The following is a 12627-nucleotide window of genomic DNA, read 5'->3' as shown; positions in this document are numbered from 1 at the left end:
GATCATGACCGCAAAACGCATCGCCTCCGTCGTCGCTCACCGCCTGGCCATCCTCGCCTATGTCGCCTTCGCGCTGTTTCCGCTCTACTGGCTGCTCAAGGTTTCCGTGACGCCCAACAAGCTCCTCTATTCCGAGGGCATCAAGATGTGGCCGTCGCGCACCAGCTTCGAGCATTTCGAGTTCGTGCTGAAACACAGCGATTTCCCGGTCTTCTTCAAGAACAGCCTGATCGTCTCCGGCTCGACCGCCATTATCGTCACCGTGCTTGCCTCGCTGGCCGGCTATGCCATGTCGCGCTTCGACTTTCGCGGCAAATACTGGATCGTGACATTGATGCTGCTCACCCAGATGTTCCCGCTGGTCATGCTGGTCGCGCCGATCTTCAAGATCCTGTCGCCGCTCGGCCTCACCAACAGCCTCACCGGCCTCGTCATCGTCTACACCGCCTTCAACGTGCCCTTCGCCACTTTCCTGATGCAGTCCTTCTTCGACGGCATTCCGAAGGATCTCGAAGAGGCCGCGATGATCGACGGCGCCACGCAGTTCGTCGCCTTCCGCCAGATCATCCTGCCGCTGACGCTGCCAGGCATCGCCGCGACGCTCGGCTTCGTCTTCACCGCCGCGTGGAGCGAACTGCTGTTCTCGCTGATGCTGATTTCCGGAAACGATGCCGCGACCTTCCCGGTCGGGCTGCTTTCCTTCGTGTCGAAATTCTCGGTCGACTTCGGACAGATGATGGCGGCGGGCGTCATGGCGCTCATCCCGGCCTGCCTGTTCTTCCTGTTGATCCAACGCTACCTCGTGCAGGGCCTGACGGCCGGCGCCGTGAAAGGCTGATCCCATGGCATCCATCGATATCGCCGCTATCCACAAGTCCTACGGCATTCATCCGGTGCTGCACGGCATCGATCTGGAGATCAAGGACGGCGAATTCGTCGTGCTCGTCGGCCCGTCGGGCTGCGGCAAGTCCACCCTGCTGCGCATGATCGCCGGTCTCGAGGCCGTCACCGACGGCGAGATCCGCATCGACGGCAAGCGCGTCAACGACCTTGCCCCGAAGGACCGCGATATCGCCATGGTGTTCCAGTCCTACGCGCTCTACCCGCATATGAGCGTGGCGAAGAACATGAGCTACAGCCTGCGCTTGCGGAAGACCGCGAAAGAAAAGATCGCCTCGGTCGTTGCCAGTGCGGCCACCAAACTCGGCCTCGATCCGCTGATGGAACGGCGTCCGAAGGCGCTCTCGGGCGGCCAGCGCCAGCGCGTTGCCATGGGCCGTGCCATCGTGCGCGAGCCGAAAGCTTTTCTCTTCGACGAGCCGCTGTCGAACCTCGACGCCCGCCTGCGCGAACAGATGCGCGCTGAAATCAAGAAGCTGCACCAGGATCTCGGCGCTACCTCGATCTATGTCACCCACGACCAGATCGAGGCGATGACGCTCGCCGACCGCATCGTCGCCATGCATGGCGGCATCATCCAGCAGGTCGGCAGCCCGCTCGAACTCTACGACAACCCCGCCAACCTCTTTGTTGCAGGCTTCATCGGCTCGCCGGGCATGAACTTTTTCGAGGGCCGCTACCTGGCGACGGGCGATACGGCGAACTTTGCGCTCACCGGCGGCATCGTCCTGCCGCTCGGCGGAACGGCCAAGCTCGCGGACGGCAGCCGCGCCACGCTCGGCATCCGGCCGGAGCACGTCATCCTCGGCGCCGAAGGCCCGGATACGATGATGGCGACCGTCGATCTCGTCGAGCCCACCGGCTTCGGCATCATCGTCCACCTGAAGCTCGGCCCCGTCGCCTTCAAGGCCTTCACCCTCGACCGCCGCTTTCTCGGCATGCATGGCGAGGTGGCTGTCAAATTGCCGGTGCCGAACCTGCATTTCTTCAACGAGGAAGGCCGGAAGGTCTGACGCAACCGGCCGCTACTCTACTTTTTCCAGTGGCATCAGCGTGAACAGTTCCTGCGCCCGCTTGACACCGCGCAGCGCGTAGCGGCCGATGGATACGACCTCCGAATTGCGCGGTGGCGGTGCGGCGGCGACGAACTGGGACGACATGATGACGCTGCGATCGACGAAGCGGCACATCGAGGCGATGCGGCTGACCTCGTTGACGGCGGGGCCGATGACGGTGAAGTCCAGCCGGTCGCTGGAGCCGATATTGCCGTAGAAGACATCGCCGATATGCAGGCCGAGATAGACCTCGGTGACCGGACGGCCCTCGAGCAGGCGCTGTTGGTTCAAACCCTTCAACTTCTCCCGCAGGTTCTGCTCGGCCAGAAGTGCCCGGGCGCAGGCGTCTTCGCGCTCTTCCGCCTTGAAGATCGCCAGCGTGCCGTCGCCGATCAGCTTCAAGACATTGCCGCCGGCCTCATGGATGGAGGAGATAACCGCATCGGCATAATCGTTGAGGAACGGAATGATCTCGTCCGGCGGCAGGTTGTCGGAGATGCGGGTGTAGTTCTGCAGATCGGAAAACCAGAGTACCGCGGAAATCCGCTCGGCCTTGCCGCGCGAGATGCGGCCTTCCAGCACCTGTTTGGCGGCGTCCTCGCCCAGATAGACCTCGGCGATGGTGCGCGAGATGCGGGTCAGTGATCCCGACTTGATCGCCAGCGCCAGAACCGGCACCAGCTGTCGAAGCGCCGCCAGGTCGTCGTCGCGAAACCCACCCTCGTCCATTGTCGTCCAGTGCGAATAGAAACAGTCCATATCGCCGATATGGCTGTCCTGCGCGAAGCGATGGATCATCGCGACATAATCTTTATGGCCGGCAGCCAGCATCGTATCGAGCGCGAAGAAATCCGCCGGATCGCCGAAGCCAAGCCGGCGGCGGATTTCGGTTTCGTTGTTCTCGCGCAGATGGAAGAACGCCGAGCGCTCCCAGTTCTCCGCCGAAACGCCCTCGTTCGTCGGCCCATATTCGAACGCCGCCCTGACCGGTTCCTTGCTGTCCCACTGAAACGCTCGCCCTTCATAGACCGGGTGCAACGTATCAATCAGCGCGAGACCACGATCGAGCCGCAGCCCCGCAGCGCGGGCGCGCTGACAGAAGCCGTTGACGATATCCATTTCGTCGGTGCCCTTGAGGCCCTGCGTCGTCAGCCATGCGGAAATCTCGCTGATATCGTTGGCGTTCATGTCGATTTTCCTGATGTCTGCGAACATTCAACGTTTAGCGCATAACCCGTCGATCCGGAATCGATTTGAAGGTTTTGCCGATGAAGGTATTGCAGGGAGGTGAGATGCGGGAGGATGCCCCTGAAGTTGTGGCCATGTGGGGCCGCCACAGCACAAAGACAAGGTCCGATCCGCTAATTTTTATAGGGAGTCCTGCCGGGCCACGAATTCGCGGGACAGCCAGTCGATGAAGACCCGCACGCGTGGCGACAGCTGGCGGCTGCGCGGATAGAGTAGTGAAACCGGCGTGCGGGTGGGCGGATTGTCCGGCAGGATGGCGATGAGCTTGCCGCTCTTCAAATCCTCCTCCAGCGAATAGCGCGGCGCCTGCATGATGCCGAGCCCCAGCCGCGCCGCCGCCGCCAGCGTATCGGCGCCATTGACCGAAACCACCGCCGGCAGGGAGATATTGCGGATCGCCCCCGACACCGTGAATTCCAGCGGCAGCAACCCGCCGATGGCCGTCGACCAGAAACCGATCATCTGGTGCCTAGTGAGATCGTCGAGGCTTTGCGGCATGCCGAAGCGGGCGATGTATTCGGGCGAAACACAGGTCACCTCCTCCAGCAGGGCCACGCGCCGTGCGATCATGTCGCTGTCCTGCAGGTCGCCGACGCGCAGCACGCAGTCGATCCCCTCCCTGATCAGGTCGACCAGCCTGTCGCCCTCGCTCATATAGAGCTGGATATCCGGATATTCCTTCAGAAAAGCCGGCAGTCCCGGCAGAACGAAATGCCGCGCCAGCTTGCCGTGCACATCGACGCGCAGCAAACCTTTCGGCTTGGCGCCGGCAAAGGCCCCTTCCGCGTCCTCGATATCCGACAGGATGGTCAGGCACCGCCGGTAATAGGCCTCGCCGTCGAGCGTCGGACTGACATGCCGCGTCGTCCGTTGGAGCAGGCGAACACCAAGCCGCGCCTCCAGCTGCTTGACCGCGTCGGTGACGGTGGAGCGCGGGAGCCCGGTGTCCTCGGCCGCCAGCGTAAAACTGCGACGCTCCACCACGCGCGAAAACACGCGCATCGCCTCAAATCTGTCCATGGGGATTGTTCGCCATTTTCGAATAGTGATGCGGAAGAATGGCCGATTATTCGCTGGATGAAAAGCGGCATCTTCTCCTCATCGAAACGCGCTGCGGCGCAGGTCACCAAGGAGAACGAAAATGTCCGACAACAGCAACAAGGTCGCAATCGTCACCGGCGCCTCCCGCGGCATTGGCGCAGCCATTGCAGAACGCCTCGCCGGGGATGGCTTCACCGTCGTCATCAACTATTCCGGCGACGCTGCTCCGGCCGAGGCACTGGCCCGGAAGATCGAAGACAAGGGCGGCCGTGCGCTGACCGTAAAAGCCGATGTCAGTGACGTGGAAGCCGTCCGCCGCATGTTCGATGCTGCGCAAGCCGCCTTTGGCGGTGTCGACGTGCTCATCAACAATGCCGGCATCATGACGCTTTCGCCGCTCGCCGAAAGTTCGGATGCCCTGTTCGACCGCCAGATCGCCATCAACCTCAAGGGCACGTTCAACACCTTGCGGGAAGCGGCAAAGCGCCTGCGCGATGGCGGCCGTATCGTGAACTTCTCGACCAGCGTCGTCGGCCTCAAGCTTGAAAATTACGGCGTCTACGCTGCCACCAAGGCAGCCGTCGAAACGCTGACCGCAATCCTTTCGAAGGAACTGCGCGGCCGCTCGATCACCGTCAATGCGGTCGCTCCCGGCCCGACGGCGACCGACCTCTTCCTCAACGGCAAGTCGGAAGAACTGATTGCCCGCATGGCGAAGATGAACCCGCTGGAACGCCTCGGCACCCCGGGAGACATCGCCTCCTCGGTCGCCTTCCTCGCCGGCCCGGACGGCTCCTGGATCAACGGCCAGGTCCTGCGCGCCAATGGCGGCATGGTCTGAGCCTCGCCACCTGGAAGGGCGTAGCACAATCTCCGCCGCATGGCCCGGCAATCGAATTTCAATGCATCTCGACAGCCTCAACCCCACCAGATCTCTCAGAAGGAGCAGGACAATGGTCTCCGAAATCCAGGCCTTTTTCGGGCTTCCCGCCGGGCTATCGGACCAAAGGCCCTTTCCCCGGACGGAAGGCCTCGCTTCCCGGCATGATTTCGCCACTGCGAACAGAAGCAAAACCTTAAATGATCCGCGCCTGCCGGACGACGTCTTTTCCGTGGTGACACCATATCCGAATACTGTAAGCTGACCCTGAAAAGAGCATTGCCGGTTCGATAGGGGTGAAGCTTCAAAAGCCGGGTCGCGATCGACAGGCGAAACATCCGAACGATTGAAATACTTACAGATTTTTGACTGCCAGCAGCTTGGTCAAACCCATGTCCCATCTGCCATAGACCACTTGAAATCCGGCAAGGTTCGACCACAGATAAACTCCACGAACTGACCCGCGCAGCGGTGCGGGACTTGTCTGCATCATGCGCTTCAGGGGGCCTACACATGGTACGACACTGGCTTGTTCCGGCAATACTGCTTTTCTCCACAGCTCTGCCTGCAACCCCTGCCTCCGCGCAGGAACAACCGAAAGCCGCCGTCACCGTGGCGAAGCCGGTTGTCCGCGATGTCGTCGACAGCGACGAGTTCATCGGCCGCTTTGAAGCCGTCGATGAGGTCACGCTTCGGTCTCGCGTCGGCGGTTATCTCGACCAGGTCAATTTCAAGGACGGTGCCATGGTCAAGAAGGGCGACCCGCTCTTCGTCATCGATCAGCGCCCCTTCAAGACCGCGCTCGACGTCGCCACGTCGTCTCTCGAAGTCGCGAAATCCACGCTGACCTTTGCCGAGTCGGAATTCGCGCGCACGGAAACGCTGGTGCAGAAGGGTACGCTTTCCGTATCCACCCTGGACGACCGCCGCCGTGAACTGCAATCCGGGCAGGCCAATCTGCGCGGTGCCGAGGCAAGCCTTGCCCGTGCGAAGCTCGACATGGAATACACCACGATCCTGGCCCCGCTCAGCGGCCGTATCGACCGGCGCCTGATCTCGGTCGGCAATCTGGTGCAGGCCGACCAGACCGCGCTGACGACGATCGTCTCGCTTGACCCGATCGATTTCTATTTCGACGTCGATGAACGCCGCCTGCTGAACTACGCTCGCGTGGCCCGCGAACACGGCAGCAACCTGCAGGAGGGGGGCGGATCGCTCGACGTCTTCGTGACCATCGCCGACAGCACGGAGAAACCCTTCAAAGGCAAACTTGATTTCGCCGAAAACCGCGTCGACCAGGAAACCGGCACGATGCGCGTGCGCGCCCGCTTCGACAATCCGAATTTTGTCTTGCAGCCGGGTCTCTTCGGCCGCGTCGAGGTCAGCGCCTCCAACACCTACAAGGGCATTCTCGTTCCCGACGAGGCGATCGGCTCCGACCAGGACCAGCGCGTCGTCTATGTCGTTGCCGAGGACGGCAGCTTTTCGACCAAGCCGGTCCGTCTGGGACCGAGGCTCTACGGTTACCGCGTAATTCGCGAAGGCCTGACGGGTGACGAAATGCTCGTCGTCAACGGCCTGACGCGGCTGCGGCCCGGCGTGATCGTCGATCCGAAGCTCGTTGTCCTGCCGCCAGAAGCCGCAACGGCGGAGAACGGCCAATGAGATTTGCCCATTTCTTCGTGGACAGGCCGATCTTCGCATCGGTGCTGTCGATCGTCCTCCTGATCGTCGGCGGCATCGCCTATTTCCAGCTTCCGGTTGCCCAGTATCCGGAGATCGCCCCGCCGACCATCGTCATTCGCACCGCCTATCCGGGCGCCGACGCCGAGACCATTGCCAATACGGTCTCGACCCCTCTCGAACAGGAAATCAACGGCGTCGAGGACATGCTCTATATGTCCTCCTATTCCACCGCCGACGGCTCGATGGCGCTGACCGTCACCTTCAAGCTCGGAACCGATCTCGACAAGGCGCAGGTCCTCGTCCAGAACCGCGTCTCGATCGCCGAACCGCGCCTTCCTGAAGAGGTCCGCCGCATCGGCATCACCACGGCAAAAAGCTCGCCCGACCTGATGATGGTCGTGCATCTCATCTCGCCGAACGACCGCTACGACCAGCTCTACGTCTCCAACTATGCCCGCACCCGCGCCCGCGACCTTCTGGTGCGGCTTGAGGGGGTCGGCGACGTCATCCTGTTCGGCGAACGCGAATATGCGCTGCGCATCTGGCTCGATCCCGAAAAACTCGCCTCCTACGGCATGACGTCGGGCGATGTCGTCCAGTCGCTGCGCGACCAGAACGTCCAGGTTTCCGGCGGTTCGATCGGCGGGCCGCCGAACGCGGGCAACAATGCGTTTCAGTATACGGTCACGACGGAAGGGCGGTTCAGCGACGCGCGCCAGTTCCGCTACGTCATCGTCAAGGCGACGGCCAGCGGCCGCCTCGTCCAGTTGCAGGACGTGGCCCGCATCGAGCTCGGTGCCAAGGACTACGTGACCAACAGCTATCTGAACGGCAAGCCGGCCGTCGCCATGGGCATTTTCTCGCGGCCCGGCACCAATGCGCTGGAGGCCTCCGAGCAGATCAAGGCGACGATGGAAACCCTGAAGAAGGATTTCCCGCCCGGCCTCGAATACACCATCGTCTACAACCCGACGGAATTCATCTCCGAATCGATCAACGAGGTCTACAAGACCATTCTCGAAGCAGCGATCCTGGTCGCCATCGTCGTTTTGGTCTTCCTGCAGTCCTGGCGCACCGCGCTGATCCCTATCGTTGCCATCCCGGTGTCGCTGATCGGTACCTTCGCGTTGCTGCTCGCCTTCGGCTTCTCGCTTAACATGCTGACGCTGTTCGGGCTGGTGCTGGCGATCGGCATCGTCGTCGATGACGCCATCGTCGTGGTGGAAAATGTCGAGCGAAATCTGGCCAAGGGAATGACGCCCAAACAGGCGGCACATGTGACCATGGACGAGGTCGGGACAGCGGTCATCGCCATCTCGCTGGTGCTGATCGCGGTCTTCGTGCCGACGGCCTTCATTCCCGGCATCTCCGGGCAGTTCTACCTGCAGTTCGCCGTCACCATCTCCGTGGCAACGGCGATTTCGGCGCTGAATTCGCTGACCCTCTCGCCGGCGCTCGCAGCCCTGATCCTGCGCCCGCACCAGGAACACCACGAAACCCGCAACCCGTTGACGCGCGTCGCCAGGGGCCTTGCCAACGGTTTCAACAACGGTTTCGACCGGATGACCCATGGCTATTCCTGGGCCGTGCGCCACCTCGTCTCGACAAAGGTGGCGCTCGGCGCCACCCTGGTCGTCTTTTTCGGATTGCTCGCATCCACCTGGTACATGGCGCAGATCGTGCCGCGCGGCTTCGTGCCGACCATGGACCAGGGTTATGCGATCGTCGTGGTGCAATTGCCCGACGGCGCCTCGCTGGCCCGCACCGATGCCGTGGTCCAGAAGGCAACCGAGATCCTGCGCAAGGTGCCGGGCGTCAAGGACGCCGTCGCCTTTGCCGGGTTCAACGGCGCGACTTTCACCAATGCCTCGAATTCCGGCGTCATCTTCACGCCGTTCGAAAGCTTCGAGGAACGCCTGAAGCACGGGCAGAGCGCAAACCAGATCATCGGCCAGCTCTACGGCTCGATGCAGGTGATCCAGGAAGCCTTCATCATCGCCGTGCCGCCGCCGTCGATCCGCGGCATCGGCAATTCCGGCGGCTTCAAGATGCAGATCGTCGATCGCGAAAGCTCGGACATGCGCCGCGCTCTCGGTCTCGCCTACCAGATGATGGGTGCCGCCAACCAGACGGAAGGCCTGACGGGCGTCTTCACCACCTTCTCGGCTTCCAGCCCGCAATATTTCCTGGCGATCGACCGCGACAAGGCACGCGCGCTGAGCGTGCCGATCCCCAACATCTTCGAAACGCTGTCGATCAACCTCGGCACCTCCTATGTCAACGACTTCAACGCCTTCGGCCGCGTCTATCAGGTGCGGGCCCAGGCAGACCAGCAGTACCGGCTGGAGCGGGAGGATATTCTCGCCCTGAAGGTCCGCTCCGCCACCGGCGCGCTGGTGCCGCTCGGAACGCTGGTCGATATCCGCGACACCACCGGCCCCTCGCTCGTCCAGCGCTACAACATGTACGTCTCGGTCCCGATCCAGGGCAATCCTGCCCCCGGCGTCTCGACCGGCACGGCGCTCGACAAGATGGAGGCTCTCGCGGGCCAGATCCTGCCGCCCGGCACCTCGTTCGAATGGACGGACCTCGCCTTCCAGGAGCGCAATACCGGCAATACGGCGATCTTCATCTTCGCTCTCTCGGTGATCTTCGTGTTCCTGGCGCTGTCGGCCCAGTATGAAAGCTGGATCCTGCCCTTGGCGATCATCCTCGTCGTGCCGATGGCCGTACTGGCCGCTCTGGTCGGCGTGCATCTGAGGGGCCAGGACAACAACATCCTCACCCAGATCGGATTGATCGTCCTCATCGGACTTGCAGCCAAGAACGCCATCCTGATCGTCGAGTTCGCGCGCCAGGCCCAGGACGACGGGATGAACCCGGTCAATGCCGCAATCGAGGCCAGCCGTCTTCGCCTTCGCCCGATCCTGATGACCGCCTTCGCCTTCATCCTCGGCGTCGTGCCGTTGATGATCGCCACAGGCCCGGGCGCCGAAATGCGCCAGTCGCTCGGCACGGCCGTCTTCTCCGGCATGCTCGGCGTCACCATTCTCGGCCTGTTCCTGACCCCGGTCTTCTACGTCGCGCTCAGGTCCGTCGGCTACAAGCCGAAGGAAAAGCCCATCCCGCCGGAATCCGGCATGATCTGAGTGGCAAAAGGCCGGGCAGCACCTGCCCGGCAACCGCCGACAGTCAGCGTCGCTCTACCGATCCGGCGTGATCAGCTTCACGGTCGGAAAATAGGTCCGGTAGCGCGCCGTGTCCCTGGTCAACAGGTCCACACGGTCGATGGCGGCATGGGCGCCGATGAAGAAATCCGGCAGGACGCCGGTGCGCGAGCCGCCTGCCCTGCGGTACTTCTGGAACACTTTTCCGGCGAGAAAGAGCGCCGAACGTGGCATGGCTGCCATGTCGAGCCCGGCGTCGGACAGAAACGTCTCCAGCCGCTCGATCCGCTCGTAGCGCACTGCAAGCTCGGCATAGACGACATCATTGATCAGCAGCGGGCCGCGCAGTGCAGCGGCTTCGAGTTGTTCGATCGACCAGTCCGCCCACGTCGGGTCGTCCGTCACCACGTCGAGCAGAACGTTGGTATCGACCAGCGTCACTCGTCACCGCGCGTCAGGGCCATGATCGCATCGGTACTCAATCCCTTTCCGGCATGGCCGCGCAGCTTGCTGAAGCGGCTGGCAGGCCGTTTGTCGTCGGCGCGCGTCAACACCACGCTGCCGTCGGCGGCGCGCTGGAAATCCACCCGTGTTCCCGGCACGATGCCGAGAAAGTCCCGCACCGGCTTCGGGATGGTCACCTGACCCTTCGTCGTCACAGTCGCGCTCATTTCGCACCTCGGTAAGGAATGTTTTGATGAAGGTATTACATCGGGCGACCGAGTTCAAGGTGCGCCGAACAGCCGCTAACGCCGTTGCGGAAACAAGCGCTCGACCAGTGACAGGACCTTCGCGGAGGTCGGCGGTGCGTCATCGAAAAGGATGCGATACATGATCGGGGCCACGACCTCATCGATCACCGTTTCCACATCCGGAAATTCCTCACCGCGATCACGCGCCCGCTCTGCAATTGCCTGCACCTGTTCGCGGGTATAGCCGCAGCATTTGCCGGCATTCCGCGTGTCCGCCCCGACGCTTGATAGCACGTCCCGGATCATCGCCCGGCCCGGCCCGGAGGCCATTTCGTCGGCATATTGCTCGGCCCAGTGTTCGAGGTCCGAGCGCGCCGAGCCGGTATCCTTCGGCGGCGCATCGGGACGCAGGCGTTCGACAGCCACGTCGGCGAGCAGCTCCTGCAGGTCGCCCCAGCGCCGGTAGATCGTCGAGGGCGTGACGCCAGCCTCGGTCGCAATCAGCGGGATCGTCACCTCGTTGCGGTCCATCTTGGACAGGAGGTCGCGCACCGCCTTGTGCACCGAAGCCTGGACGCGGGCACTGCGCCCGCCCGGCCTGATATTTTCCCGAATGTTCATCGACGCCATCTTCGCTTTCTGCCAGGCACACGATCACTAAAGCAAATAATTTGCTTTTAAGTGCGTTTCGCGCTACAAGAGCTAACGCAATATTTTAGCTTTTAGGGACCATAGCGCCATGTCGAGCAAAAGTGAATATCTTTCCGGCGGACTTTCCCCCGCCAGGCGGCGCTGGGCCTTGAGCTTTCACGCAACGACCCTGATCACATTCCTCGCCGCCTCCGCGGCGCCGACGCCGCTTTATCATCTCTATCAGGAGAGCTGGCACTTCTCGCCGATCCTGCTCACCTTCATCTTCAGCGTCTATGCCTTCAGCCTCTTGACGACGCTGCTGATCGTCGGCTCGTTGTCCGATCATATCGGCAGACGCCCGGTCATCTTCGTCTCTATCCTGCTGCAGGCAGCGGCCATGCTGCTGTTCATGGCTGCCGACAGCCCTTCCTGGCTCATCGCCGCCCGGATCGTTCAGGGCATCGCCACCGGTGCTGCCAGCGGCGCCATTGGTGCTGCGCTGGTCGATGCCAACAAGACGACGGGGCCGATCGTCAACAGCATTTCGCCGCTTCTCGGCATGGCTGTCGGAGCGCTCGGCGCCGGCGCGCTCGTGCAGTTCGCGCCGGACCCGATGCGCCTCGTCTACATCGTCGTCTTCGCCGCCCTGCTGTTGCAGGCGGTCTTCGTCTGGAGCGTTGCCGAAACCGCTGAATCCAAGCCCGGAGCGCTGGCGTCGCTGCGTCCACATGTCGGCGTTCCGCCACAGGTCCGCGCATCGCTGATGGCCATCACGCCGATCAATATCTCGATCTGGTCGCTCGGCGGCTTCTATCTCTCGCTGATGCCGTCGCTCGTCGGCGCTGCCACCGGCAACCATTCGCCGGTGACCGGCGGCCTGACCGTCGCAGCCCTCACCGTCAGCGGCGCGCTCGCGGTCTTCCTCCGGCGGCAGAAGCCGGCCCGCGCCAACCTGACGCTTGGCGCTTTTTCCATGATGGCCGGCCTGCTCGTCGTCGTTGCCGGCGTCCATTCCGGTCTGGTCGCGCTGCTGTTTTCCGGCACGATCATTGCCGGGTTCGGCTTCGGCTCCTGTTTCCTTGGTGCCGTCAGCACGATCATGCCGCTCGCCAAGCCGGAGGAACGCGCCGGCCTGCTGTCGGCCTATTATGTCCAGAGCTATCTCGCCTTCAGCATTCCCGCCATCCTGGCCGGTTTCCTGTCGCGCGCGGTCGGGCTGGCGGCGACGGCGGATATCTATGTGTTTGTGATCATCCTTTTGACTGCTGGCGGCTATGCGGCCATGTCGCTGGCACGGCCGCAACCGGCCGAGTGACCGCGACCCG

Annotated in this window: 11 protein-coding genes; 6 read left to right on the top strand and 5 right to left on the bottom strand. The window is 62.7% G+C overall.

Translation table 11 applies throughout. The annotated features are described in order from the left end of the window. Positions 1-4: 4 nt before the first annotated feature. Both J2Z75_RS20310 and J2Z75_RS20305 read left to right on the top strand, forming a co-directional pair. A complete protein-coding gene (locus J2Z75_RS20310) occupies positions 5-838 on the top strand; it encodes a carbohydrate ABC transporter permease (RefSeq protein ID WP_209854583.1) in 834 nt (277 codons plus the stop codon). A gap of 4 nt (positions 839-842) precedes the next feature. After that, positions 843-1913 (top strand): ABC transporter ATP-binding protein, encoded by a 1071-nt coding sequence (locus J2Z75_RS20305; protein WP_209854582.1) that lies wholly within the window; start codon positions 843-845, stop codon positions 1911-1913. Between the two features lie 12 nt (positions 1914-1925). Here the strand turns inward: J2Z75_RS20305 and J2Z75_RS20300 are convergent, their stop codons facing one another. Beyond that, positions 1926-3143, bottom strand: a complete 1218-nt coding sequence (locus J2Z75_RS20300; RefSeq protein ID WP_209854581.1) for an adenylate/guanylate cyclase domain-containing protein — start codon at positions 3141-3143, stop codon at positions 1926-1928. Positions 3144-3323: 180 nt separating this feature from the next. Next, complete coding sequence (locus J2Z75_RS20295; RefSeq protein WP_209854580.1) at positions 3324-4223, bottom strand: LysR family transcriptional regulator; 900 nt, start codon at positions 4221-4223, stop codon at positions 3324-3326. Positions 4224-4344: 121 nt separating this feature from the next. On the opposite strand from J2Z75_RS20295, the gene J2Z75_RS20290 reads away from it, so the two are divergent. From J2Z75_RS20290 to J2Z75_RS20280, 3 genes are all read left to right on the top strand, one after another. Continuing rightward, positions 4345-5085 (top strand): SDR family oxidoreductase, encoded by a 741-nt coding sequence (locus J2Z75_RS20290; protein WP_209854579.1) that lies wholly within the window; start codon positions 4345-4347, stop codon positions 5083-5085. Between the two features lie 552 nt (positions 5086-5637). Beyond that, complete coding sequence (locus J2Z75_RS20285) at positions 5638-6789, top strand: efflux RND transporter periplasmic adaptor subunit (RefSeq protein WP_209854578.1); 1152 nt, start codon at positions 5638-5640, stop codon at positions 6787-6789. Further along, on the top strand, positions 6786-9959 hold the full coding sequence (locus tag J2Z75_RS20280; RefSeq protein ID WP_209854577.1) for an efflux RND transporter permease subunit: 3174 nt from the start codon (positions 6786-6788) through the stop codon (positions 9957-9959). Before J2Z75_RS20285 ends, J2Z75_RS20280 begins: the two co-directional genes overlap by 4 nt. Before the next feature lie 54 nt (positions 9960-10013). Here J2Z75_RS20280 and J2Z75_RS20275 read toward each other — a convergent pair whose 3' ends face one another. The 3 genes from J2Z75_RS20275 to J2Z75_RS20265 form a co-directional block, all read right to left on the bottom strand. Continuing rightward, positions 10014-10418, bottom strand: a complete 405-nt coding sequence (locus J2Z75_RS20275; protein WP_209854576.1) for a type II toxin-antitoxin system VapC family toxin — start codon at positions 10416-10418, stop codon at positions 10014-10016. Next, positions 10415-10648 (bottom strand): AbrB/MazE/SpoVT family DNA-binding domain-containing protein, encoded by a 234-nt coding sequence (locus J2Z75_RS20270; RefSeq protein ID WP_209854575.1) that lies wholly within the window; start codon positions 10646-10648, stop codon positions 10415-10417. The genes J2Z75_RS20275 and J2Z75_RS20270 overlap by 4 nt, the downstream gene beginning before the upstream one ends. Before the next feature lie 75 nt (positions 10649-10723). Beyond that, positions 10724-11290, bottom strand: a complete 567-nt coding sequence (locus tag J2Z75_RS20265) for a TetR/AcrR family transcriptional regulator (RefSeq protein ID WP_209854574.1) — start codon at positions 11288-11290, stop codon at positions 10724-10726. A gap of 118 nt (positions 11291-11408) precedes the next feature. Here J2Z75_RS20265 and J2Z75_RS20260 point away from each other — a divergent pair, with 118 nt between their 5' ends. Further along, positions 11409-12617, top strand: a complete 1209-nt coding sequence (locus tag J2Z75_RS20260) for an MFS transporter (RefSeq protein WP_209854573.1) — start codon at positions 11409-11411, stop codon at positions 12615-12617. Positions 12618-12627: the final 10 nt, after the last annotated feature.

This window comes from Rhizobium herbae (assembly GCF_017873135.1).
Taxonomy (GTDB): Bacteria; Pseudomonadota; Alphaproteobacteria; order Rhizobiales; family Rhizobiaceae; genus Pararhizobium; species Pararhizobium herbae.
The sequence above is the reverse complement of the archived record's forward strand: the minus strand, read 5'-3'. Positions and strand labels throughout refer to the sequence as shown.

Bases quoted from the DNA above. Each gene is read 5' to 3' on its own strand.
- J2Z75_RS20265 (WP_209854574.1), bottom strand. From the start codon at position 11,290: ATGAACATTCGGGAAAATATCAGGCCGGGCGGGCGCAGTGCCCGCGTC.
- J2Z75_RS20300 (WP_209854581.1), bottom strand. From the start codon at position 3,143: ATGAACGCCAACGATATCAGCGAGATTTCCGCATGGCTGACGACGCAG.
- J2Z75_RS20270 (WP_209854575.1), bottom strand. From the start codon at position 10,648: ATGAGCGCGACTGTGACGACGAAGGGTCAGGTGACCATCCCGAAGCCG.
- J2Z75_RS20310 (WP_209854583.1), top strand. From the start codon at position 5: ATGACCGCAAAACGCATCGCCTCCGTCGTCGCTCACCGCCTGGCCATC.
- J2Z75_RS20285 (WP_209854578.1), top strand. From the start codon at position 5,638: ATGGTACGACACTGGCTTGTTCCGGCAATACTGCTTTTCTCCACAGCT.
- J2Z75_RS20260 (WP_209854573.1), top strand. From the start codon at position 11,409: ATGTCGAGCAAAAGTGAATATCTTTCCGGCGGACTTTCCCCCGCCAGG.
- J2Z75_RS20280 (WP_209854577.1), top strand. From the start codon at position 6,786: ATGAGATTTGCCCATTTCTTCGTGGACAGGCCGATCTTCGCATCGGTG.
- J2Z75_RS20305 (WP_209854582.1), top strand. From the start codon at position 843: ATGGCATCCATCGATATCGCCGCTATCCACAAGTCCTACGGCATTCAT.
- J2Z75_RS20295 (WP_209854580.1), bottom strand. From the start codon at position 4,223: ATGGACAGATTTGAGGCGATGCGCGTGTTTTCGCGCGTGGTGGAGCGT.
- J2Z75_RS20290 (WP_209854579.1), top strand. From the start codon at position 4,345: ATGTCCGACAACAGCAACAAGGTCGCAATCGTCACCGGCGCCTCCCGC.